The sequence below is a fragment of the Anabaena sp. CCY 0017 genome (genome assembly GCF_963920885.1).
Lineage (GTDB): Bacteria > Cyanobacteriota > Cyanobacteriia > Cyanobacteriales > Nostocaceae > Nodularia.
Genome location: NZ_CAWUDG010000006.1, coordinates 182,524 through 206,409, shown reverse-complemented (window position 1 = coordinate 206,409; position 23,886 = coordinate 182,524). Strand labels below are relative to the sequence as shown.

Here is a 23,886-nt window from a genome sequence, read left to right as displayed (position 1 = left end):
CTCACGTTAACAAAAAAGAGCGGGTTAAAAAACCCACTCCAAGAGAAACATTAATTTAAACTAGCGTTAATTAACGAACAAGTTCCGGCGCACTCAAAGAAATTTGAGGCACTTCTTTTTGCTGTGCTAAAGTCGGCACAGAATCACGCAACCTTGCTGTTAACTGTACAGTTGTCGCGTCGTACATCTGAGTTAGTAACTTGGGATAAAACCCAATCCCAATAATTGGCACTAACAAACAAGCAACGATAAACACTTCGCGGGGTTCAGCATCAATCAAAGCTTGGTGAGAAACTAATTCTTCGTTTTCTTCACCATAGAAAATTTCGCGTAACATCGACAGTAAATAAATTGGAGTTAAAATTACTCCAACAGCCATCAAAAACACCACGATAACTTTAAAAGTGGAGCTATAAGCATCGCTGGTGGCAAAGCCGACAAAGATCATTAATTCTGCAACAAAACCGCTCATTCCTGGCAATGCTAAAGAAGCCATTGAACAAGTCGTGAACAGAGCGAAAATCTTTTTCATCCTCTTACCAACACCACCCATTTCATCTAACATTAGGGTGTGTGTCCGGTCATAAGTCGCCCCCACAAGGAAGAACAAACTCGCCCCAATCAACCCGTGGGAAACCATTTGTAAAACTGCGCCACTCAATCCTAAATCGGTGAACGAAGCAATCCCAATCAGGACAAACCCCATGTGAGAAATTGAGGAGTAGGCAATTTTTCGCTTCAGGTTGCGCTGGGCGAAAGATGTCAGGGCGGCGTAGATGATATTTACTACCCCCAAAACCACTAACACAGGGGCAAAATAAGCATGGGCATCGGGCAGCATTTGGGCATTCATGCGAATTAAGGCGTAACCGCCCATTTTCAGCAAAATCCCGGCTAGCAACATATGCACGGGGGCTGTAGCTTCACCGTGGGCATCTGGTAGCCACGTATGCAGGGGAATAATCGGCAACTTGACTGCATAAGCAATCAGAAACCCAGCGTATAAGGCTAACTGAAAATTGAGGGCGAAATCCTTCAAAGCCAACGCGCGCATATCGAAAGTCACCGTATCGCCGTAAAATCCCATTGTCAGGGCAGACAGCAAAATAAACAGCGATCCACCAGCAGTGTATAAAATAAATTTAGTCGCTGCATATTGTCGCTTTTTGCCTCCCCAAATCGACAACAGAAAGTAGATGGGTACCAGTTCCAGTTCCCACACCAAGAAAAATAACAGCATATCCTGAACGGCGAACACGGCAATTTGACCGCCATACATCGCCAGAATCAAGAAATAAAATAGTTTTGGCTTGAACGTTACAGGCCAAGCTGCTAAAATCGCCAGCGTGGAAATAAACCCAGTCAAAATAATCAGAGGCATGGACAAGCCATCAGCCCCTACTGACCAATTTAAATCCAGTTGAGTCACCCAGGGGTAACTCTCCACCATCTGTAAATCTGGATTGGAGAAGTCGTAAGCATTAGAAAAAGCGTAAACAATTAGTGCAAAATCTATTAACCCCACAATCAGGGAATACCAGCGCACTGTTTTGCCGTCTTTATCTGGGATGATCGGAATCAGTAGCGACGCGGCTATCGGTAACAAAATAATGGTCGTCAGCCACGGGAAATTAACTGTATTCATCGCAATTCGTCTGCAATCAGAATTATGTTTGGCAAAAAGTCACTAGTTATTAAGTAACAGTTTTTTTGCACTTTTCCCTTCATTGTTAGGTTGATTTAATCAAATTGGCAATCCCCCATCGTCCCAAGTCACCTAGACCACATCTACAAGCCAGAATTATCCGCCAACAGGTAAACTGCCAGCTATAGCAACCGCCAGGGTGCTTAGGGCATGACAAAATTCCAAAACCAACTCACAGCCCCACAGGAGGGCGGGTTTACTCATATCCTCGTTGATGTTGAATGATATCTATGAACCCGCCCCTACCATAATTGCCTCCCACAGAGCAAGTGTGCCATCTGCTCTACATTAAAATAGGCTATTTTTAGATTATTATCGTATTCTGGGAGCATTTCATTATCTTCGCTATCTGACTGTTCAGCGTTCATATTGTTCATAGATTTTCTTTTCTGCGTTTGTAGCTTTACGGCAACTAAGTAATGCCAATATTTGATTGACGTTCTGTGTAAACTACAACGACTAATTTATCTCTACTAGAAAGACCAATATCAATTATGAAATGTCAAAATTACCTTAATTTTCTTCCTACCTTTGCGCCTAACGCACTTCGTGCTTCGCTTCGCTAGTGCGCGAACCTAATTCATATTTAAAATCAGCAATGCCAAAAATCTTGTCATCTTTTCAAACGCAACTCTCTGCGACTCTGCGCCTCTGCGTGAAATAAAAAATAATGTCGGGGCGGACAGCCGCCCACCCCTGAAAAAACTAGGTTACACCGAAGACAATCACTAAACCCAAAACCGCCCCAAAAATAATCAAGGCATAGAATTGAGCGCGACCGTTTTCTAGGTACTTCAGACCTTCACCACTAACGAGGGTGAAAAAGCCTGTGAGGTTAACAGCACCATCTACCACGCGGAAGTCAACTTCCATCACTTGTCTGGCTAGGCGACGTAAGCCCAGAACAAAGACACGATGGTAAATGTCATCGAAATACCACTTGTTGAGGGATAGATCGTAAAGTGGTTTGATTTGAGATGCGATCGCAGCTGGGTCAATTTTACCCCGCAAGTACATCAGCGAAGCCAAGGTAATGCCAATCAAGGAAATACCCACTGAAGCCCCCGCCATGACGTAAAATTCCGTCGGGTTGAACTCAGCAGCTTTTTCCAAAACTTCGGCGAGGGTTTCGCTAGGCGGGAAAATAAACTCCTCGAAGTAATTGGCATAAGGTGTCCCCAGCAAACCAATCAACATTGAAGGAATCGCCAACAGCGCCAAAGGCAAAGTCATCGTCCACGGCGACTCATGGGGAGTATCGCTGTGATGTTCGTGGGAGTCATGAGCATTTGCTGCCAATTCTCCTTGTTTCATCGCCCCTGGACCAAAATTAGGTGCTAGTGCGGCTGAATCTAATTCCACAATCAGTGGAGCGGCGGCTTTTTTGAGTTTAGCCTTGATTTTCTCGTCCGTTCCCCGGAATTTGCCTTCAAATGTCATGAAGTACATTCTAAACATATAGAAAGCGGTGATGCCGGCAGTTAACCAGCCAATCAACCACAGCAGGGGGCTGGCTTCAAAAGCCTTACCGAGAATTTCATCTTTTGACCAAAAACCGGCAAAAGGTGGCACACCAGAAATTGCCAAGCAACCAATCAAGAAGGTAATGCCGGTGATGGGCATATACTTTCGCATTCCTCCCATCAAGCGCATATCTTGCGCTAAAACGGCATCATGACCAACAACGCCTTCCATACCGTGAATCACGGAACCAGAACCCAAGAACAACATCGCCTTAAAGTAGGCGTGAGTCATCAGGTGAAATAATCCCGCACTGTATGAGCCTAATCCCATCGCCATCACCATGTAGCCTAATTGGGAGATGGTGGAGTATGCTAGACCCTTTTTGATGTCATTTTGGGTCATGGCAATGCTAGCCCCCAAAAACGCCGTAAATGCCCCAGTAAAGGCAATGACGTTCATGGCGACTGGGACGTGTTCAAATACGGGGTACATCCGGGCAATCAGGAACACCCCGGCTGCTACCATTGTGGCGGCGTGAATCAGGGCTGAAATCGGGGTAGGGCCTTCCATTGCATCTGGTAGCCAGACGTGGAGAGGAAATTGGGCGGATTTGGCCACTGGCCCTAAGAACACCAAAATCGCCAATAAGATGGCGAGAAAATTGCTGATAGAACCTGTTTCTACCAGTTGTGCTAGGCGATCGCCCATCACACCAAAATCAAAGCTTCCTGTCGCCCAGAACAGTCCCAGGATGCCCAGTAGCAGACCAAAGTCACCCACCCGGTTAGTGACAAATGCTTTTTGACAAGCATCGGCTGCGGCTTTGCGATCGTACCAAAAGCCGACCAGCAAGTAAGAACACATCCCCACTAGTTCCCAGAAGATGTAAATCTGTACCAAGTTGGGGCTAATGACTAGACCCAACATTGAGGAACCAAATAAGCTGAGATAGGCGTAAAACCTGACATATCCTGGGTCATGAGCCATATAGCCATCGGTATAGACCATGACTAATAAGGCCACCGTCGTCACAATCACCAGCATCACGGCTGTTAAGTGGTCGATAGTGTAGCCCATACTCAAGTGAAAATTGCCTGCTGCTGCCCATTCGAGGGTATAGAGGTAAGGAGCGTGTCCTTGAATTTGACTCCACAGCAAGGCCAACGATAAACTCATGGCTGCTGCCATCATGGAGATGATCAATACAGCGTTGAGTTGTCGCAGGCGGTTTGTCACCTGATTTAAAGAGATTAATCCTAGACCAACCAGCATCGCCCCTAAAAGCGGAAATACTGGAATTAGCCAGGCATATTCATAGATTACTTCCATCACTGACGCTTACTTTTAGTATTCTTGACTAAGGCGGAACTGTTAATAATTGTGACACACACCCTTGAGGATAAAATACCCCACTCAAAGCTGATTAGGTGGGGTAATTAAGCATGGTTTTATATTTGTGGACGATGACCTAGTTATTGAATCTTGATTTTTGAGTCTAATTATTACTCAGCACTCAGTCAGCTAGGAAGGAAGTACTTTGCTTAAGCTGAACGATATTCTAAGTCTGCTGTTGTGAGATTGTTGTATGTTTGAGAACGGTTGTTGTAAGTAAGTTTAATTTCTTCTAAAGCCAGACGTAAATCTTCTTTACCACGGAAATTTTCTAGACGATGCCGAATTATGCCATTTTCCACCAACAGTAAAGTTGGTAGTGACGTTAATCGGTAAGTGTTAGCCAGTTTAAAATTATCATCAGCGTTAACCCCTACTAGCTTAATTTTGTCACCACATTGAGCATTAAATTGCAACAACAGAGGGTGAATAATGCGACACAGGCCACACCAGGGTGCTTCAAAATTAACTAAAACAGGAATTGGAGATTGTAAAACTTCTTGAGTAAATGTCCGTTCACTAACCGACAACACCATGACGCCTCTAAGATTTATAAGGTTTTGATATTAAACTAGCTATCAGTAGCAAGAATTTGCCAGCCGGTCATTTCCTCAGATTCAGCTTTGAGGAAACCATGAATTATGCAACTATTCCAGTGTTGATTTTCATTCTGACAAAAAACTAGTACAGCACGGCGTAAATAGATTAATTATTCCCAGTCAATGAAAAGCCTATATAATCAGCTTTTTAACTTTTGACTTTTGTTCGCGTAGCGTGTTGGAGGCTCCCTTTTGACGAACGCCCTGCGGTGCTAGCAACACACTACTGCAAAATCTCAACCCGACTGAGCGCACCCCCACTGACAGCTTATTTAAATTTATCCTACATTGATTTGGTAGCAGTTGAATAGGGTAAATGTCCCCTAACTTATATTTTCTTTTGATAGTGGGGATCATTTCAAACTACCATTGTATCCTACTAGTCGCTACAAGTAACATGGGGTGCGCCCACGAAAGTAGAGCAATAAAAATTCCTACGCCTAAATAGGCTGGGCGGAGAAATTCCTGCCATTTGATAGATTGACGACCATCAATAATGGCTTGGAAAGGAATAATTGATGTCCTTTGTTTAGCCATTTCAAAGGACTCACCATAGCGGGCTGCAAGACGGCGATCGCCATGCCAAACTCCAAATAAGTGATGCAAAATCAACCCAATGGAAGTAACCAGGGTAAAGCTAGTACCTAACCAGAGGGTATGGGCAAAACACCAAATTATTTGTCCTACCATTTGAGGATGGCGGGTAATACGAATAATTCCTGTCTCGAACAGGTAGACTTGGGGCTTTTGAATAGCGGCAATTTCTAGTAAATTAAAGGTGGCAGGATACAAAAATAAAAAGGAAATTGCTGACAATACCCAAACTACTTCCCTAACTCCCGGCACTGCTTGCACGAACCAAAGTTGCAAGCCATCATAGCGATGATTGAAAAAGTAAATAATTAAGATTACAGCTAACGGTAAACTAACTAATGCAAAGCAAATGCGATAAAGCCTTGGTCCTATGCGTTTTTCTGCCCAAGGACGGAGGGCGGCTCCCCCACTGTGAGCGATCGCGAAAGCTAATTGTAACCCCAACATGACAAAATGACTGGGTGTAAGCCAAGAATTTGACATCGTATACATAGGTGAAGTAATTTAACAAAAATTTAACTCAGTACAACCAATACCACAAAGTATTCCCCAGGAGACTTTAGTCAAGATGTTGTGGTACTGTCTTTTTCGAGTAAAGCCTCCAAGTTGAAGATGCAATAAATCAAGCTCCGTAGCCAGATGCAAAACTTGATTAAGTAGTCATTAGTCATTGGGGGTGCATACTCAGATCATAATGGGTATAAAAACTAATAGCTGAGGACTGCATTCCAAGCATATCCCAGGCTATATCACTCAAGCTATTGTGGGTGTGGTTAACTAAGGACTAATGACTAATGACTAACGACTCCGCGTAGCGGATTGATTTGTTGCCAAAGCTGCTCCTTTCAAAATTTGTGGGTTGAGCCTTATGTCTGACCTTCCTTTTACTTTAGATCAGTTACGTATCCTGAAAGCGATCGCCGCAGAAGGAAGCTTCAAGCGCGCTGCTGATAGTCTTTACGTCTCCCAACCTGCGGTGAGTTTACAAGTCCAAAATTTAGAACGACAGTTGGATGTGCCTTTATTCGACCGTGGAGGTCGTCGCGCACAATTAACCGAAGCTGGGCATTTACTCTTAAGCTACGGTGAAAAAATCCTCAGTCTGTGTCAAGAAACCTGCCGTGCTGTTGAAGATTTACAAAATCTCCAAGGTGGTACTTTAATTGTCGGTGCTTCCCAAACCACTGGCACTTATCTGTTACCTCAAATGATCGGGATGTTCCGGCAAAAATATCCAGATGTGGCTGTACAGTTACACGTCCACTCTACCCGGCGCACCGCTTGGAGTGTAGCTAATGGACAAGTTGATTTGGCGATTATCGGGGGTGAAATCCCGGCTGAATTGGCAGAATCGTTGGAAGTGATGCCCTACGCCGAAGATGAACTAGTGCTGATTTTACCGATATTTCATCCCTTTGCAAAACTGGAAAAAATTCAGAAAGAAGACCTATATAAATTACAATTCATTGCTCTCGATTCTCAGTCAACTATCCGTAAGGTGATAGATCAGGTATTAGCACGCTCTGATATTGATACCAGACGGTTTAAATTTGAAATGGAACTCAATTCCATAGAAGCTATCAAAAATGCCGTGCAGTCAGGCTTAGGAGCGGCTTTTGTCTCCTCCTCAGCCATTGCTAAAGAATTACAAATGGGTGTACTACGATGTACCCCCATTGAAGGTGTCGTCGTTAAGCGAACGCTATGGATGATTTTTAATCCTAATCGTTATCGTTCCAAGGCGGCAGAAGCCTTTAGTCGAGAGATTTTGCCTCAGTTTGCTACTCCAGAATGGAATCAAGATATGTTAAAATTATCACAACCAAAGCTAGTGATAAATACACTGGATGCAGCTACCACTAATTCTATTGACGCAGGCTAACATCTAGTCATTAGTCTGTTATTATTAGTCTCTTGTTTTTTGTGCAGATGACTAATGAATAAATAATTACTAATTCGTAGTTCGTAATTCGTAATTAATAAGTCCAGAATGCAAATTACTGAAGTTATTAGTTAGAAAATACAATTTATTTGTGGTATCCAGTAAATTGATTAATTGATAGCAAAAAAAATTACGGATTACGAATTATAAATTACTAATTATTATGACTAATCACTAACATGAAAATTTACTGCACTCGTCCCAGTTGCCCTCGCCCAGAAAACTTTTTTGCAGATTTAGATGATACGACAAAACTGAAAACAACCCAGCAAAAATACTGTACAACCTGTGGGATGCCACTGTTACTTGATGGTCGATACGTACCAACTAAATTGCTAGGCAGAGGGGGTTTTGGTACAGCCTTTTTAGCACGCGATCGCCGCATACCTGGAATGCGTAAATGCGTAGTTAAGCAGTTTCAACCTGCGGGCAGTTTGTCCCCAACTCAACTAGAAAAAGCACAAAAGCTATTTGAGAGAGAAGCAGAAGTTTTAGCCCAAATAGGTAGCGAACACGAACAAATACCTGATTTATTTGCCTTCTTTCCAGTTACAGTTAATAGCTTGCAAGCAGGAAGAGAAGACCAGTTTTTTTACTTGGTACAAGAATATATTGATGGGCAAAACTTGGAGGAGGAATTAATTCAAACTGGGAATTTCTCAGAAGAGGCTATTTTGGAGGTACTACAAGAAATTCTTAAGGTTTTACAGTTTGTCCATGATAAAAATATTATTCACAGAGATATTAAACCTTCCAATATCATGCGTCGTCGTGATGGCAAACTCTTTCTGCTAGATTTCGGTGCAGTTAAGCAAGTAACTAATGCTAATTTAACGGAAACTGGTAAGTCTACAGGAATTTATTCTATGGGATTTGCCCCGCCTGAGCAAATGTCTGGAAATCAAGTTTTTCCCTCTACAGACTTATACGCTTTGGCTGTAACTATTCTCAACTTGCTCACGGGACAGGAAGCAACTCAGCTGTTTGATGCTTATACTAATCAGTGGAAATGGCGATCGCAAGTAAAAGTCAGTTCTCATCTGGCTGATGTTTTAGACAAAATGCTCTTAGCTGCGGCTAATCAACGCTTTCAGTCAGCTGATGATGTTCTTACAGCCCTGAATCACCAATTAATCCCCCCAACTGTTTTACCATCATCTCCACCGCAACCACAACAGAAACCACAGGTACAACAACCACCACAGCAACAACCGCAATCTCAGGTACAGCAACCACCACAGCCAAAACTTCAGAAAGTAAAATCTCAACCAGCTTTTTCAACTTGGGAATTATTGGGTGGAGCAGCTTTTAGTGGCGTTGAGGGAGCATTAATAGCGATCGCTCTTTTTAGTTTATCTCGATCATTCACAATTTCCTTAGCAGTTTCGGCTGTGATTTTAGGCATTCTAATTGTTGCCCAAACCAGGCGATGGATTGAAAAATTTGATTTATTGATAATTCCGGGAATTACCGCCGCAATTATGTTTTTTGTTCCCTTTTTGCGGCATGGTATTCAAATTCAGGAAATTGCACTGCTAGCAATTGCGGCTGGATTAGTAGCTATTTCAGTTACAGCTATATTTCGCCTAATTTTTAAATTATTATCTTTGATCCTATAATTCACAACTTAGAAATATTCTATGTCTAATAAAAACGAAACTACTGTACTTGTTTTGTCTCTGCTGGTTACATTAGGATTAGTGGGTGGTGGTCTATGGTTTTTTAAAGACCAAATATTTCCTCAAAACCAGTCTGCTAATAATTTACCAACAACAGATAATCAATCCATTGCCGACCGCATTAGTTTTGGAGAAAAAACTTTAGTTACCGGTGAAGTGACTCCAGATAAAAAACAGGGGATACAAGCCTTCGCGGATCAAAATTATCCCCAGGCGATCGCTAGTTTAGAAAAATCCTTAAAACTCAAGCGTAATGACCCCACGGCACTAATATATCTCAATAATGCCCGGATTGCTTCAGCTAAAAGTTATAGCATTGTTGCATCTGTACCGTTAGGGACTGCTCCCAATTCTGCTTTAGAAATTTTACGTGGCATCGCCCAAGCGCAAAATGCCATTAACACCTCTGGCGGAATTAAGGGAGTGCCTTTAAAGGTAGGGATAGCGAATGATGATGACCATCCTGAAATCTCTAAACAAATCGCTGCTAGCTTAGTTAAAAATGCCGATGTTTTAGGCGTAGTCGGGCCTAATGCCAGTGATACGACTTTAGCCGCAGGGGATATATATAGTAGCGGGAAACTGGTAGCCATTTCTCCTACTAGCACTTCTGTGAAAATTACTAATTTTAGCCCCTACATTTTCCGCACAGTGCCTAGTGATTTTATGGCTGCTAGAAGCTTGGCTAATTATATGGTCAAAAATTTGCAGAAAAAACAGGCGGCGGTTTTCTTTAATTCCCAAAGTAATTACAGTCAATCTTTGAAAACGGAATTTGTTTCATCTGTTTCCTTGGAAGGCGGACAAGTTTCGAGCGAATTTGATTTGTCACCGGGCAATTTTAGTGCGGCAAAAAGTCTAGAACAAGCTACCCAGCAAGGTGCAGAAGTTTTGATGTTCGCAACTAACACTGAAACTCTTGATAGAGCTTTGCAAGTAGTACAAATTAACCAAAAACGGTTAAGTCTACTGGGAGGAGATGATGTTTACACCGTGAAAACTTTAGAAGTTGGTGGAGAACAAGCCTCTGGAATGGTGGTAGCTGTTCCCTGGCACATTGAAGGCGACCGCAATTCAGAATTTCCCCAAAAGTCTCGGCAGTTGTGGGGTGGTGATGTCAGTTGGCGAACTGCTATGGCTTATGATGCCACTGTTGCCCTCATTGCCGCCTTAGAACAAAATCCGACGCGTTTGGGGGTACAACAAGCACTTTCCGCATCTAACTTCTCTGCTATGGGTGCTTCTGGTGCGATTCGATTCTTACCTTCAGGCGATCGCACCAGTCCTGTTCAATTAGTGAAAATAGTTCCTGGTAAACGCTCACGTACTGGCTATGACTTTGAACCACTATGATAAGTGTTGAGTGCGTAGGGGCGGGTTCAAGCAATCAATCTGTGGTTCATCGAAATTCTTAGTAAACCCGCCCTTCCAGGAGTGCTGAGTCTGTGTAAAAAGACTGCGTAAAGTTCAACAATTGTTATTTTATAGCTGTATTCATATCAGTTAGAACAGTGTTAATGCAGCACTCAGAACTTCAATATGCTATTAGCCCTTGCCGTTGGGGCGGACGCAAGGGCTATAGACTCTTTGATTTATTACCAAAACATTTATTCTCCCTTTTAAATGTTTTGGTAAATCGAAAAAATTGAGCATTGAGATTTTTGAATCAACATATTACCCAATCAAGCGCAATCTGTTTGTGGTGGTCAAACAGATTGTTTAAACCAAGCAGCAAGTAGGTGTTGCTGACTCTAACTTACTGTGGCTTCTTGTCATCAGCTCTGAACTGCGTTTTAGTTAACTCGATTAATCGAGTCTGCCGGCAAGCAAATGAGATTGTCTCCTTGGGTCAGGATCAAGCCACGTTGACGCAGCTTGCCCATCAAGCGAGTGACAGTAACACGAGTTGAACCGATAGCGCTACCAATTTGGGCATGGGTCAAGGGGAAGGGCAGAGCGTAGCCACGAATCACATCGGGGTCTGTTTCGCTCATGGAGGGTTCTCCATATTCCTCAATCAACAGTGTGAGGAATCCTAACAGCCGGTCAATTGTGCGCCGTTGTCCCAAGGCACTCAGCCACAGCAATTTACGTTGGTGCTGATACCTAAAGGCATCCATCACTTCACGGCGGAAGTGAGGCCAATTGTCTAAGTCGTGCCAGTACATCCACAGCACCGCAGTTTGATCGACGTGGGCGTATGCTTGGAGCGTGAATGGAGACTGAGCCACAATTTCAAACGGCTGTCCCGCACCGACAAAACCCAAAAAGGCTTCTTCTGGTGTTCTGTTAATTCGTCGAGAAGTTAGCTGACTGGCAGTAGCACTTACTTGTGCGGTTCCTACCATGCGAATTGCGCCCCTTTGCACCAAGTACAACAAACCAGGCCGAGCTGGAATGCGTTCATCTTTGCTAAAGGTGCGGCAGCGGTAGTGTTCTTGAGCCCAGTCAAGAATCCGTTGCCAAGTCAGAAAAGGCCGTGATGCCTCAGAAAAAGAAGATGGAGATTGCATAGGTAACAAAGAGCGTTCGGCTGAAGACAAAGACATAATAAAAAGGTGCAAGGAGTGTCTTTGTGTTGGCAGGGTAGGCTTAACGCCTAACAGCGCCAGCCATTCAAAGAGTAGAAAAGCAGTTAATTTGCACTCTACTCTTTTGTTATACTTCCTACTGTACAACGATGGTAGTAAAGTTTACTTACTATTCATCGAATATTCATCAAATTTTATGCTACTCTCATTTTTCTTCATGAAGATTAGATTTATATCTTAAGATAGCTGATGAAAATATACAAGCAAATAAAAGATACATGGTGAGTACAGTCCTATGTATACTAAAAGCTACTAGTGGTTAAATATCTAGCAATTAAGCGCTTATTACACAATAATTTACTATATTCAGTAAATATATATACTTTAAATACTGAATTAATCAGCACAGAAACCCATAAATTACCCTTATACAAAGGTAGAGATAATAGTCGAATTTTATATATTTCAGGTGTAGCCCTGCGGTTAGCAAAATCTCATAATCGAACAAGTTTGGAGATAGCCAATGGTATTGGCTCTCACTTGTCAGCGATTCGTGAGGACGTTTTTAGCGTAAAAATAGTTCCCCCAGGATGGATTTATTTAGAATTAAGTCATCCATTTTTAGCTACTTGGTTACAAAGCCTCCTGGTGACGAATGTCAAAGCAGAGGGGGAAATAGAAGCGAGAAAGATTACCATTCAAAATCCGGCTCGCGTATTTGCTATTCAATATACTCATGCGCGTTGTTCCTCGTTGGTACAGTTAGCTGGTCGAGAAGGATTAATTAAACTTAGAGAACTAAGTCCAGATATAAGCGAAAGCGCTGCTTTAGATTATTTAGTATCAGAAGAACACATACCTTGGTTGAATGATCAGCAAAAACTCCGCCTCAATCACCCCGCAGAGGGTCGTCTCATTGCCCAGCTAGTACAGGTAATAGACTATTTAGAGTCTCCTGATTTAAGTGATGCGGTGAATTGGGAAAAAGTAGCCCTGGATTTAAGTCAAGCTTTTGAGGCGTTTTGGAGCCAGTGCCGTATTTGGGGTAAGGTAAAAATTTCTGCCCCAGAATTAGCCCAAGCCAGGCTGGGATTAATGATTGCTACTCAGTCTGTGTTGAGGTGTTTACTGGTAGATAAACTGGGTACTAATGCGCCTCTGGAGCTATAAGAACTTTAAGCAATTTCGTGCTGAAGGACCGTACCGTCAGCCAATAGGATTTTACAAGGAAAAAATCAAAACTTTTCTCGTAACTATTGACTCATTTCATCCCCTCGGCTATATTATCAGTTGTGTGAGGAGCGAACCAGTAAAGGCACCGAGACGAAACACGGCCAGTCGTCGGTGTCTTTTCTGATTTTTAGTTTCTCTGGGTAGGTAAGAAAAATCTTTACGACAGTAAGAATTTTTCTATCGCGATCGCAGCTCCATCTTGTTCTACATGAGGAGCTACCCATTGAGCGATCGCTTGCACACCATCTGGAGCATTACCCATCGCTACACCAATTCCAGCATATTGCAGCATTTCCAAGTCATTAAAGTTATCTCCAATAGTCATCACATTGCTGCTTTCTAAACCTAGCAGTTCTTCAGCTATGTAGCGCACAGCCGTTCCCTTGTTCACTAAGGGATTAGTGGCTTCAAAAAAGGTAGCGACAGATGTTGTTAAATAAAGTTCAGCAGGTGTATATTGTCGGCGCAAGTTACCCAATAGCTCGCTGATTACTTCTGCATCGTCGCACAAAGCTAATATTTTGGTGGGTTCATTGGTGAGAACTTGACGCAAATCCCCCACGGGAATCGGCGTAATCCCAGAACGTTCGGCATAAATTCGACTTTCTTGGCTCAAATCCCGCACGTAAAGCTGATCATTGATATAGAAGTGGACGGATAGGAGCGATCGCAGATGCGGCTGTTCAAAGTAATCTAATAGTTGGTGTGCCATATCTGTGGGAACAGACCAATGGCGATGAATTTTCTGATTAACTGGGTCTTGAATCCAAGCGCCTTGATAAGCTGATAATGGTAGTACAGAGTTAACTTCTTGGTGGAAGCGTAAAGCGGAACAATACATCCGACCAGTGGCGATCGCCACCTTAATTCCTTTAGCTTGTACTGCGGCGATCGCCTGCTTTACAGGTTCGCTGACTGTGTTAGATGCTCCAGAAATCGTGCCATCTATATCTAGAACCAATAATTTAATGTTTTTTGCAGCTATAGCCAAGTCAGCCGCAGATGCTTTTTCCATAAATTCCCCAGGTTTGAACTCCCAGTATGAGGTTAGCAGTCTCTAGCAGGCAGTGGGGAGTAGTTAGGCTAAAATTTGTAGAACTTCAAAATATAAGCCAGAAATTTTGAAAAATTACTTCTATGGGACAGGAAAGCTGCTTGTCGTCTATTTATTTACAAGTTGCAACCGCTTTTATGTATGCTCATCGACACAAAAAAAACCGATTTTTTAAAACCGGTTTTTTTTATAATTAATTTAAGAATTAAATACCAGCAGCTATTTGATCAGCTCAACAGACAAACACTCAACTGCTGAAAAGCTATATTTTTGCAAGTATAACTTGTGACAATACCAAAAAATACCAACGTTCAATTAAGTAGGTACGCACAAATAAACCTAACTATGTAACAAAATGTAAAATCATCAAAACCCTTGCGTTCGCGGAGCGTGACCGCTTCGGTCTTATGCTGCACTCCGCTACGCTCCGTTCGCAATGACATACCTTTAAATTTTCACGCCTACCTACTTAGTTAAACAACCAAAGTCTAGGAATAGGAAATCTTAAACCAGCTTTTTTTGCGTTGTGATAACAGACCAATGCCGGCAAATAGACCAATTCCCAGAAGAGCAGAGGGTTCAGGAACAGTCTTCAAATCATCATAGTTATATGTGACTGAGAGACTTGCTTTGGCTAAGGTATCCACAAAAGATGCCATATTTCCAGAACCTGTCACATTTGAGTGAGCTAAAGCTGAGAATAAAAAGTCTAGATTTCCCGTACCAGTAAATACGGCTAAATCTGATAAATCAGTGAACATTTTAGTGGCTGACTGTGTAGCCGTTAGTCCTGTTACAGTCATTCCAGAAGTACCATTCCAATCAAATACACCGTCAAAGCTACTAACTGAGTATAATTCTTCACTAGTTAGAGTTATGGGGAAGGAAGATGATAGATCCAAATTAAGTTGTTTTAACTCAACGTTAGCACCTAATTTAATTTTGATTGTAGAAGCACCAGCACCTCTATTTTCAAATCCGGCTGATCCAGTCAAATTGCTTGTAAAATCTAGATAGACGCTATTAAGCGTACCCAGTGATGAGTCAAATTTTTCGATGCTCAGAACTGAATCAACGATGTTTGTTAACGCGAAATCTGTAGACACGGTACGGGTGAGTGAAGCGGCATTAGCAACTCCTGCTGTCACCATCATCCCAGCTAAAGTTGTGGCAGCAGCCAGAGAATTGAGTAGTTTAGTTGTCATAAAAAATGATTTTCTCAGAGGAATAGCTGCATGATCACTGACCTATTTATAACTCTAAGCTTTAATTTTTAGTAATAATGAATATACGTAATTTTGGATAAAGTTAATAATAGAATTACTGTGTAATTACATCTTTGATAACCTAAATATGATAAAATTTACTTAGAGTAAGTATTCGTACTGCTAATTAGTTAGGGCAGCATAATCATGATTTCTACTGATACCCGAAAATTTTGATTTTAAAGGAAATAAATCGCCAAATTGTTTAAAACTCTAGTTTATCTCAGATACATTAGCAATTTAGGATATACGATGCTATTTATACTTGAATAGAGAATTAAGTATAATTTCAGAGTATCAGTATTTTGAAGATATCAAGATTCACGCTTCTCGCGAATCATTTAAATATGCTATGGGTAAAATAGGCTTATGTCTCAAACTTTCGATGCTGTCACCGTCACACGTCCTACCGTCATCCTTGTGGATGGACACTCTCTCGCCTATCGTTCTTATTTCGCTTTCGCCAAAGGACGAGACGGCGGATTGCGGACTAAAGAGGGAATTCCTACCAGTGTATGTTTTGGCTTTCTCAAATGTCTGTTAGAAGTCATAACCACAGAACAGCCAGAAGCGATCGCGATCGCCTTTGATTTAAACTTGCCAACTTTTCGCCACGAAGCCGACGATACCTATAAAGCTGATCGTCCGGGAACACCAGAAGACTTTGTTCCTGATTTAAAAAATCTCCAGGAATTGCTCACAGGTCTTAACTTACCCATTTTCACAGCCCCCGGTTATGAAGCAGATGATGTGTTAGGAACTTTAGCACAAAAAGCCAGCGCCGCAGGATATAAAGTCAAGATTTTGTCAGGCGATAAAGATTTATTTCAACTCATCAACCCTGAGCAAGAAATCACCGTTTTAAACTTTAGTCCAGATGCTCTCAAACGCTCCACAAATAGCATCACCGAATTTAGTATAGAAGAAGTTAAAGCCAAATTAGGTGTATTACCTACGCAGATTGTTGATTATAAAGCCCTTTGCGGTGATAAATCAGATAATATCCCTGGTGTCAAGGGCATTGGTGAAAAAACCGCCGTACAGCTACTAACTAAATACGGTTCTCTGGCTGATATTTATGCAGCATTAGATGAAATCAAAGGCGCAGTTCAGAAAAAATTAGCAGCAGGTAAAGAAGACGCGGAAAAATCGCAATATTTAGCAAAGATTGTTTTAGATGTTCCCTTAGAAATCAAATTAGAAAACTGCAAATTAACAGGATTTGATACCAGTCTTCTCACACCTATTTTAGAAAAGCTCGAATTTAAACATTTCTTGGGGAAAATAGACGAACTTCAGCAACATTTTGGCGGAGAAATTACCAAAACTGCCACAGTAATCTCCAGTGATGACGAAGAGGAGGATATATCGTTTTTCAGTGCTGCTGAAACAGCCGCAGCAGTATTACAGCAACCAGCTTCATTAATTCAACCCAGAATTATTAACACCCCCGAAAAACTCAAAGAATTAGTAAAACTGCTGGAAACATTTACAAACCCAGATATCCCCGTCGCTTGGGATACAGAAACCTCTGATTTAGAACCACGGGATGCAACTTTAGTGGGAATTGGCTGCTGTTGGGGAACACAACCAGATGAATCAGCATATATTCCCATAGCGCATAAATTTGGGGAAAATTTGAATCAAGATGTGGTATTTGCAGAACTCAGTCACATTCTGACAAGTGCTGATTATCCCAAGACTTTCCAAAATGGCAAATTTGACCGCTTAGTATTTCGTTGTCAAGGAATTAAGCTGGCGGGAATTGTATTTGATACCATGTTAGCCAGTTATGTTCTCAATCCAGATACTCCCCACAATCTGAATGATATATCACTGCGTTATTTAGGTTTAATTCTCAAAAGTTATGAAGATTTAGTTCCTAAAGGTCAAACTATTGCTGACATCAGTATTGCATCTGTAGGATATTATTGCTGTTTGCAAGTCCACGCTACATTTCAACTTGTGCAGAAATTACGAGAGGAACTAGAAAAAATTCCCGCTTTGCACAAGTTATTATTAGAAGTAGAACAACCGCTAGAAGAAGTTTTAGCGGAAATGGAATATACAGGTGTTTGTATTAATTCAGCTTATTTAAACGAACTATCGCAGCAATTAGAAATAGATTTAGCCAAATTGCAGGAAACAGCAATTGAAATTGCTGGAGAAACATTTAACTTGGGTTCTCCTAAACAATTGAGCGTCATCTTATTTGATAAATTGGGATTAAGTACCAAATATTCCCGGAAAATCAAAACTGGTTACTCTACAGATGTGGCGACATTAGAAAAACTCCAAGAAGTTGATCAAAGTGGGTTTGTTGATGCCATTATGGAGTATCGCACCTTATCTAAATTAAAGTCTACTTATGTAGATGCTTTACCAGCATTAGTCCGTCCAGATACTCAGCGACTCCATACTAATTTTAATCAGACAGTAACAGCCACGGGTAGGTTGTCTTCTTCTAGTCCCAACTTACAAAATATTCCTATTCGCACAGCTTTTAGTCGTCAGATTCGCAAAGCATTTTTACCAGAATCAGGATATTTAATGGCTGCGGCTGATTACTCACAAATAGAGTTGCGAATTTTAGCTCATTTAAGTCAAGAGCCAATATTATTACAAGCATATCAGCAAAATGAAGATATTCATACTGTCACAGCCCGTTTGGTGTTTGAAAAATCAGATATTACATCAGATGAACGCCGCATAGCTAAAACTATCAATTTTGGTGTGATTTATGGTATGGGTTCGCTGAGGTTTTCCCGTTCCACCGGGATAGATAAAAGTGTTGCTAATGAGTTTATTAAGCGATTTAATGAACGTTATCCCCAGGTTTTTGCATATTTGGAAGGGGTTAAAAAACAAGCAATTTCCCAAGGTTATGTCGAAACTATTCTCGGTCGTCGGCGTTATGTTGACTTTAGAAATGATAGCTTAAGAAAATTAAAAAACAGCAACCCAGAAGACATTGACTTGAGTAAATTAAAAAATCTCGGTCCTGAAGATGCGGGATTATTACGTTCTGCGGCTAATGCGCCAATTCAAGGTTCTAGTGCTGATATTATCAAAATTGCCATGATTAGAATGCATGAAGTTTTGCAGAAATATCAAGCGCGTTTGTTATTACAAGTTCACGATGAATTAGTATTTGAAGTTCCTCCCCAAGAGTGGGAAGAATTGCAACCACAAATTAAATCTGTGATGGAAAATGCTGTATCTTTGAGTGTTCCATTGCTGGTAGATGTCCGCGCCGGTGATAATTGGATGGAGACCAAATAATTACAAAGTATTGTAGGGTGTGTTAGCGGAGCGTAACGCACCAAAGCCTTAATGACAGTGCGTTACGGACTTCATCCTAACACACCCTACAATACTGTTTATGATTGATCATGATCGCTTATTTAAAGAACTGCTAACAACTTTTTTTGTAGAGTTTCTAGAATTGTTCTTACCAGAAGTACTAACTTATTTAGAACGAGATTCTATACAGTTCTTGGATAAGGAAGTTTTCACTGATGTCACTGCTGGAGAAAGATACGAAGCCGACTTAATTGTTAAAGCTAAATTTCTGGGTCAAGACTCTTGCTTTCTGATTCACGTTGAAAATCAATCCTCTAAACAAGCAAGTTTTGATAAGCGGATGTTTCGCTACTTCTCCCGGTTGTATGAAAAATTCGACATACCTGTATATCCGATAGTTTTATTATCTTACGATTCTCCAAAAACGCCGGAAACCAATGTACATCAAGTCGCATTTCCTCACAAAGTTATTTTACAATTTAACTATGATGTAATTCAGCTAAATCAACTCAACTGGCGTGATTTTCTCCGTCAAAAAAATCCCGTAGCTACTGCATTAATGGCAAAAATGAACATCGCACCAGCAGAACGCCGTCAAGTCAAGTTTGAATGTTTGCGTCTGTTAGCGACGTTAAAATTAGACCCAGCTAGAATGCGGTTAATTTCCGGTTTTATTGATACTTATTTGCGCCTCAGTCCACAAGAGCAAGAACTTTTACAAGACGATATTGCTACCATAGAGCCAAGACAACAGGAGGAAGTTATGGAAATAGTTACAAGTTGGATGGAAGAGGGAATGGAGAAAGCAACACTATCTTTAGTTATGCGCCAACTTCCTCGAAGAGTGGGGACGCTGACACCAGAGTTAGAAGCACGGGTTCAGCAGTTATCGCTGACTCAGTTGGAAGATTTATCTGTAGCGCTGCTGGATTTTTCCTCGGTAGAAGATTTAACAGTTTGGTTGGAACAAATTTCAGTCAATACTTCTAATTAGGGATAAGGGACTGATAAATAAAAAATACCTATTTTGTAGGGTGGGTATAACCCTGGGGGTATGGCTACGCTAAAGCGCAGCGTAACCCACCATAAACTTACAGCGATTTTCAGCTAAATGAACCACATTTTTATATCTCACGCAAAGGCGCATCAGCGAAGCGTTCGCGTAGCGTGCTGTAAGCTCTAGCACGAAGTGCGTTAGGCGCAAAGGAAGAAAGAAATACAGATATCAGGGTGTGGTATAAATACATGAAAACTGCTGTAAGAGATAATAATAGGTGATGCTGTTGAGTTTATCTATTGATTTTATCCTCGATAATTTGAATCTCTTCTGCTGTTAACCCGTAAAGTTGATAAACCAGTTGATTTATTTCTGCTTCTAATGCGGTTGTGTCTGCTTGGGTGTCTGATTTTTTGGCGGTGAGGATTTGCTTAACTAATTTTTCTAATAATATTCTTTGGGGTTCTGTAGCTGTAGCGATGGGTATTTGAGAAACATACATTGGCTTAAATTCAAAAAATCCCCCCTGTTTAGATGCGGCTATTTGTTGAATAAACCACCACATTAAAGATGAGTTGAGAATGGCTAAAGTATAATTAATATTTTTCGGAATACAAATAGAGGTTTTATCGTTGCTGTAATATCCATAAAAATCTGGAGCATATTCAACATTATTAATAATTGCAGGAATAATAATTTTAGGTTGTTCAAATTCTTCCCAGTAAATACAAGAGCGTAATTCCCAAAAGAATTTACCGTGGTCGCATCGCTTAATTAATGCTTCCCTAAATTGAGTAAAATGTTGATAAATTGCAGGATATGTGATAGCCAAAACTTTCTCTGCTTCTTTTTCCGGTTTATCAGACCAAGGATGTTTTTTATTTTCAGAAGATTCGATCTTGATGATATATTGATTAGCAAATTCTACAGACCAACGCTTCACATCTCGACCACGCAAGAAAGGTTTTAACACCTCAGCAGAAGAGGGATGTTCGTTAATCAATTTATCATGAGTAGCTTTATCTACAACAAAAGCTTGATTAAATCCTGTTTTAATACCATAATAAAATCTGCCATTTACATACTCTCCTAACGGCGTTCCAGCGGTTCTGATTTTTTCTAACAAATCTAAAATATCTGAAGATTCTACCCTCCACCCGTCAGGTTTTAAATTCTCTTGTGAAATTATCACACCTGACTGATTTAACACCGTTGCAAATTGTGCAATATTTTCTTTCTTGGCTTTGTCCCATGACAAAGCTTTGACTTCATTTTGATCAGATTTAGAGTTACTTAATGTAATAATACTAGGGTAGGCGATCGCTTCCTCAAAAACCGGAAAATCACCAAAATCAATTAAACTATGAATAGTTGTTGTAGTTGTCAAAAGCTGACGTAACTTTTCACCATAACCAGCGCGAAAATATTTATTAGAGGAAATATAAGTTAAATAACCTTTTGGCTTTAATAATTTTAAACCTAGCTCATAAAAATATACAAATAAATCTGCAATTCCTGTATAACATTGATAGGTTTGTTGCAAAATTAGTTTTAAATCCTTAATTTCTTCTTGTCTAATATAAGGAGGATTCCCAATTACCACATCAAACCCGACAAACTCCCCTTTGTTATCTAAAACTTCAGGAAATTCAAAACGCCATTCCATCGAATTTTCATAAATCTGACCGTTTTGTATATCATCAATCTCAGCTTTTAACTTGTCAATCTCATTATTTAACTTAGTAACTTTTTTCTCCCGTGTCTTTTTCTCAGCTTTGGTTTCTTCAAACAACAAAATCTGATTTTCCAAATTATAAAGTTCACCATCCAACCGTCTTAATTTGGTTTTATTGGGGTCACTTAGTCCCAGCGTCGTCTGAAAATTACCCTTAATATCTTTAATTAGCTTTTCCATTTCCCGTTTCTGCTGTTTATTTTCAGCATTGCGGTAAGTTTCCACAGCATGGCGATAATTATTTATACTGTATTGCTTTTTCTTTAAAGCTTGTCGTAAATCAGCATCCAACGCAAAACGACTCATTAAAGAATTACCGCATTTGATATTAATATCAATATTTGGTAGAGTTTCTAACTCTGTGTAATTACTCTCAGCTTTATAATAAGCATTTTTGAGAAGTTCAATCCATAACCGCAGACGACATATTTTTACAGAATTGGGATTAATATCTACACCAAATAAACAATTTTCAATAATCGTCTGCTTTTCATAAAAAAGCGTTTCTTGTATGCGTTGACTTTCTTTATTTTTAGGATTATACTCAAATAATGAGCCATCATCATCAGTGATAACTAACTCATCATTTACCACTTCAATGTGATAATCTCTTAATGTTTTACCTGACCTATCTAGTAAAATCTTGAGTTCGCTTTTAATGGCTATAATTTCGTTGAGAGCTGAAACTAAAAAATGTCCTGAACCCACAGCAGGATCACAAATCTTTAAACTGTTAATAATTTGATTAGCTTCTGGTTTATCGGATATTTTCTCATATAATTGATCAATATCTTGACAATTCCAACCTTTAGCCTGATTAAATTTCTGCAAAACGACTCGGCGAATTGTTTCACGACACATATACATGGTAATGAAACCAGGAGTAAAGAAGGAACCATCTTTATATCCGTTAATTTTCTCGAAAATTAAGCCAAGTACAGAAGCATTAATTAGTCTTTTGTTGTCTTCTTGAATTTCTTCGGAACCTTCGCTGCTGAAGTCGTAAGCGTTCAGAAATTCAAATAGGTATTCTAATGTGTTGAGTTCACCTGTGCGCTTTTTACCATTGCTGTCTTTCAAGACGCTAGAGGAGAAAATCGGCAAATTCTCATCTCTGAGGTTGCTGATAAATATTGTTACTTGTTCAATATCTGTTGGTTCAAATAGGGAACTATTCAAATAAGGAACATTAGTAAATATTTTTTGGAGATTTTCGTTTCTATCGCTGGGTTTTCGAGCTAAGACGCTAAAGAAAAGACTGTTTAGATCATCGAAGTTTTTGATTTTTTCTAAATTCAGAAAGCCAAAAGACTGATCATTTTTGTGATATCTAATTAATTGCGCTTCTAATAATTTCAGAAAAAGTATGCGATTAATCCAAGTGATCGATAATTCTAACCCAAGATTAAAAAGTTGGTCTTGGTAAGTTTCCCCAAATTGTTCTGGCTTTTTTAGGCGAGAAATTTTATCTAAGCTATCAAGTTGGACAATTGCATTTTCAATTAGGGAACCTGAATTTCGTTCACCTGCTTTTTTACGTTGAATGAGTTTTTTACTACCTTCTTTGGTTTCCGTTAAACCAATAATATGTAATAGTTCGCTATAAAAACCTTTGTCAAGACTATTGCTATCGTTCGCAAAGGGTAATTTTAATAAATGTGCTGGTGAAAGTAATTTAAACAGCGCTATTAGCTGATGATCATTTTGCTGCTGTGAATGATTTAGAATTTCTGCATAGTCTCGAATATCAAAATAGGTAAAAGAAATTGAGTCTTGAATTTGGGCTATGGCTGGTTGAGCTATTTCTTTATAGAAAAATTCTGTTTTTTTACTGGATAATCTCCCCGCTTCAAATTCGATAAATTGGTTTAGAAATGTTTTGTTTTCAATGAACAATTTTTCAAAAGTATTTACGTCAAAAATGAACCATTCGTAAATATTGGTAGCGATTAAATATTTAATTTCTAGGTTTTTATTTTTAATGCGATCGCACAAAAAATACAATACCAATTCATGAAATGCTTTAGTATTTAAGTTATCAATTTTTAGCATTTCGCTTTTGTTCGTTGGCTTTTTAGTTTCTAAAATTACACCAACGGTAGTTTGAGCATCTTTACCGTTATGAATAACAAGGTCATTACGTCCTTTTGTATTGATAAAATGATTGGGGCTATAATAAGTATTCTTTAAAAAATCGGCAATCAAATTTTTATGAAATTCTTCTGATTCAACTTCGTTGATTTGGGCGAGGAGGGTGGACAGATGATTTTTAAATCGGTCAATTTCAACTCTGTTGGGTTTTACTTTTAGGAATGCTTTATTTAAGGCTTGTCTTGGTTGAATTTTATTCATTTTTTTAAAGATTTATAGATATGCAGACGCGATTTATCGCG

The 23,886-nt window shown here is 40.1% G+C and carries 15 protein-coding genes; 6 read left to right on the top strand and 9 right to left on the bottom strand.

Annotated features, from left to right (window positions below; genetic code table 11):
- Nucleotides 1-70: 70 nt before the first annotated feature.
- The 5 genes from ACM0OW_RS10145 to ACM0OW_RS10125 all read right to left on the bottom strand — a co-directional run bounded on the left by ACM0OW_RS10145 (nucleotide 71) and on the right by ACM0OW_RS10125 (nucleotide 6,237).
- Nucleotides 71-1,645, bottom strand: a complete 1,575-nt coding sequence (locus ACM0OW_RS10145; protein WP_414549928.1) for an NAD(P)H-quinone oxidoreductase subunit 4 — start codon at nucleotides 1,643-1,645, stop codon at nucleotides 71-73.
- Between the two features lie 302 nt (nucleotides 1,646-1,947).
- Entirely contained in the window at nucleotides 1,948-2,082 is a 135-nt protein-coding gene (locus tag ACM0OW_RS10140; protein ID WP_414549927.1) for a hypothetical protein, read from the bottom strand.
- A gap of 328 nt (nucleotides 2,083-2,410) precedes the next feature.
- Nucleotides 2,411-4,498, bottom strand: a complete 2,088-nt coding sequence (locus ACM0OW_RS10135) for an NAD(P)H-quinone oxidoreductase subunit 5 (RefSeq protein WP_414549926.1) — start codon at nucleotides 4,496-4,498, stop codon at nucleotides 2,411-2,413.
- A 212-nt stretch (nucleotides 4,499-4,710) separates the two neighbouring features.
- Nucleotides 4,711-5,097, bottom strand: a complete 387-nt coding sequence (locus tag ACM0OW_RS10130; protein ID WP_414549925.1) for a thioredoxin family protein — start codon at nucleotides 5,095-5,097, stop codon at nucleotides 4,711-4,713.
- A gap of 426 nt (nucleotides 5,098-5,523) precedes the next feature.
- Nucleotides 5,524-6,237, bottom strand: coding sequence for an NnrU family protein (locus ACM0OW_RS10125; RefSeq protein WP_414549924.1), 714 nt, complete (start codon nucleotides 6,235-6,237; stop codon nucleotides 5,524-5,526).
- Between the two features lie 385 nt (nucleotides 6,238-6,622).
- On the opposite strand from ACM0OW_RS10125, the gene ACM0OW_RS10120 reads away from it, so the two are divergent.
- The 3 genes from ACM0OW_RS10120 to ACM0OW_RS10110 all read left to right on the top strand — a co-directional run bounded on the left by ACM0OW_RS10120 (nucleotide 6,623) and on the right by ACM0OW_RS10110 (nucleotide 10,728).
- Nucleotides 6,623-7,636 carry a LysR family transcriptional regulator gene (locus ACM0OW_RS10120; protein ID WP_414549922.1) on the top strand — a complete coding sequence of 338 codons (1,014 nt, stop codon included), beginning with the start codon at nucleotides 6,623-6,625 and terminating at the stop codon, nucleotides 7,634-7,636.
- Between the two features lie 239 nt (nucleotides 7,637-7,875).
- A complete protein-coding gene (locus ACM0OW_RS10115) occupies nucleotides 7,876-9,315 on the top strand; it encodes a protein kinase domain-containing protein (protein WP_414549921.1) in 1,440 nt (479 codons plus the stop codon).
- A gap of 21 nt (nucleotides 9,316-9,336) precedes the next feature.
- On the top strand, nucleotides 9,337-10,728 hold the full coding sequence (locus tag ACM0OW_RS10110; protein WP_414549920.1) for an ABC transporter substrate-binding protein: 1,392 nt from the start codon (nucleotides 9,337-9,339) through the stop codon (nucleotides 10,726-10,728).
- Nucleotides 10,729-11,168: 440 nt separating this feature from the next.
- Here ACM0OW_RS10110 and ACM0OW_RS10105 read toward each other — a convergent pair whose 3' ends face one another.
- Complete coding sequence (locus ACM0OW_RS10105; protein ID WP_006198059.1) at nucleotides 11,169-11,888, bottom strand: Crp/Fnr family transcriptional regulator; 720 nt, start codon at nucleotides 11,886-11,888, stop codon at nucleotides 11,169-11,171.
- A 333-nt stretch (nucleotides 11,889-12,221) separates the two neighbouring features.
- Here ACM0OW_RS10105 and ACM0OW_RS10100 point away from each other — a divergent pair, with 333 nt between their 5' ends.
- Nucleotides 12,222-13,076 carry a DALR anticodon-binding domain-containing protein gene (locus ACM0OW_RS10100; RefSeq protein ID WP_414549919.1) on the top strand — a complete coding sequence of 285 codons (855 nt, stop codon included), beginning with the start codon at nucleotides 12,222-12,224 and terminating at the stop codon, nucleotides 13,074-13,076.
- A 220-nt stretch (nucleotides 13,077-13,296) separates the two neighbouring features.
- On the opposite strand, the gene ACM0OW_RS10095 is transcribed toward ACM0OW_RS10100, so the two are convergent.
- Both ACM0OW_RS10095 and ACM0OW_RS10090 read right to left on the bottom strand, forming a co-directional pair.
- A complete protein-coding gene (locus tag ACM0OW_RS10095) occupies nucleotides 13,297-14,154 on the bottom strand; it encodes a Cof-type HAD-IIB family hydrolase (protein ID WP_414549918.1) in 858 nt (285 codons plus the stop codon).
- Between the two features lie 527 nt (nucleotides 14,155-14,681).
- Nucleotides 14,682-15,398 (bottom strand): choice-of-anchor E domain-containing protein, encoded by a 717-nt coding sequence (locus tag ACM0OW_RS10090; protein ID WP_414549917.1) that lies wholly within the window; start codon nucleotides 15,396-15,398, stop codon nucleotides 14,682-14,684.
- 429 nt (nucleotides 15,399-15,827) lie between these two features.
- On the opposite strand from ACM0OW_RS10090, the gene polA reads away from it, so the two are divergent.
- Nucleotides 15,828-18,740, top strand: a complete 2,913-nt coding sequence (gene polA / locus ACM0OW_RS10085) for a DNA polymerase I (protein WP_414549916.1) — start codon at nucleotides 15,828-15,830, stop codon at nucleotides 18,738-18,740.
- 100 nt (nucleotides 18,741-18,840) lie between these two features.
- The gene (locus ACM0OW_RS10080) at nucleotides 18,841-19,755 is read left to right on the top strand and encodes an Rpn family recombination-promoting nuclease/putative transposase (RefSeq protein WP_414549915.1); all 915 of its coding nucleotides are present in this window, start codon (nucleotides 18,841-18,843) and stop codon (nucleotides 19,753-19,755) included.
- A gap of 295 nt (nucleotides 19,756-20,050) precedes the next feature.
- On the opposite strand, the gene ACM0OW_RS10075 is transcribed toward ACM0OW_RS10080, so the two are convergent.
- Nucleotides 20,051-23,845, bottom strand: a complete 3,795-nt coding sequence (locus ACM0OW_RS10075; RefSeq protein ID WP_414549914.1) for an Eco57I restriction-modification methylase domain-containing protein — start codon at nucleotides 23,843-23,845, stop codon at nucleotides 20,051-20,053.
- Nucleotides 23,846-23,886: the final 41 nt, after the last annotated feature.

Coding starts and splice junctions, on each gene's coding strand:
- ACM0OW_RS10130 (WP_414549925.1), bottom strand. CDS start 5,097: ATGGTGTTGTCGGTTAGTGAACGGACATTTACTCAAGAAGTTTTACAA.
- ACM0OW_RS10075 (WP_414549914.1), bottom strand. CDS start 23,845: ATGAATAAAATTCAACCAAGACAAGCCTTAAATAAAGCATTCCTAAAA.
- ACM0OW_RS10135 (WP_414549926.1), bottom strand. CDS start 4,498: ATGGAAGTAATCTATGAATATGCCTGGCTAATTCCAGTATTTCCGCTT.
- ACM0OW_RS10140 (WP_414549927.1), bottom strand. CDS start 2,082: ATGAACAATATGAACGCTGAACAGTCAGATAGCGAAGATAATGAAATG.
- ACM0OW_RS10120 (WP_414549922.1), top strand. CDS start 6,623: ATGTCTGACCTTCCTTTTACTTTAGATCAGTTACGTATCCTGAAAGCG.
- ACM0OW_RS10115 (WP_414549921.1), top strand. CDS start 7,876: ATGAAAATTTACTGCACTCGTCCCAGTTGCCCTCGCCCAGAAAACTTT.
- ACM0OW_RS10090 (WP_414549917.1), bottom strand. CDS start 15,398: ATGACAACTAAACTACTCAATTCTCTGGCTGCTGCCACAACTTTAGCT.
- polA (WP_414549916.1), top strand. CDS start 15,828: ATGTCTCAAACTTTCGATGCTGTCACCGTCACACGTCCTACCGTCATC.
- ACM0OW_RS10105 (WP_006198059.1), bottom strand. CDS start 11,888: ATGCAATCTCCATCTTCTTTTTCTGAGGCATCACGGCCTTTTCTGACT.
- ACM0OW_RS10145 (WP_414549928.1), bottom strand. CDS start 1,645: ATGAATACAGTTAATTTCCCGTGGCTGACGACCATTATTTTGTTACCG.
- ACM0OW_RS10080 (WP_414549915.1), top strand. CDS start 18,841: ATGATTGATCATGATCGCTTATTTAAAGAACTGCTAACAACTTTTTTT.
- ACM0OW_RS10125 (WP_414549924.1), bottom strand. CDS start 6,237: ATGTCAAATTCTTGGCTTACACCCAGTCATTTTGTCATGTTGGGGTTA.
- ACM0OW_RS10095 (WP_414549918.1), bottom strand. CDS start 14,154: ATGGAAAAAGCATCTGCGGCTGACTTGGCTATAGCTGCAAAAAACATT.
- ACM0OW_RS10110 (WP_414549920.1), top strand. CDS start 9,337: ATGTCTAATAAAAACGAAACTACTGTACTTGTTTTGTCTCTGCTGGTT.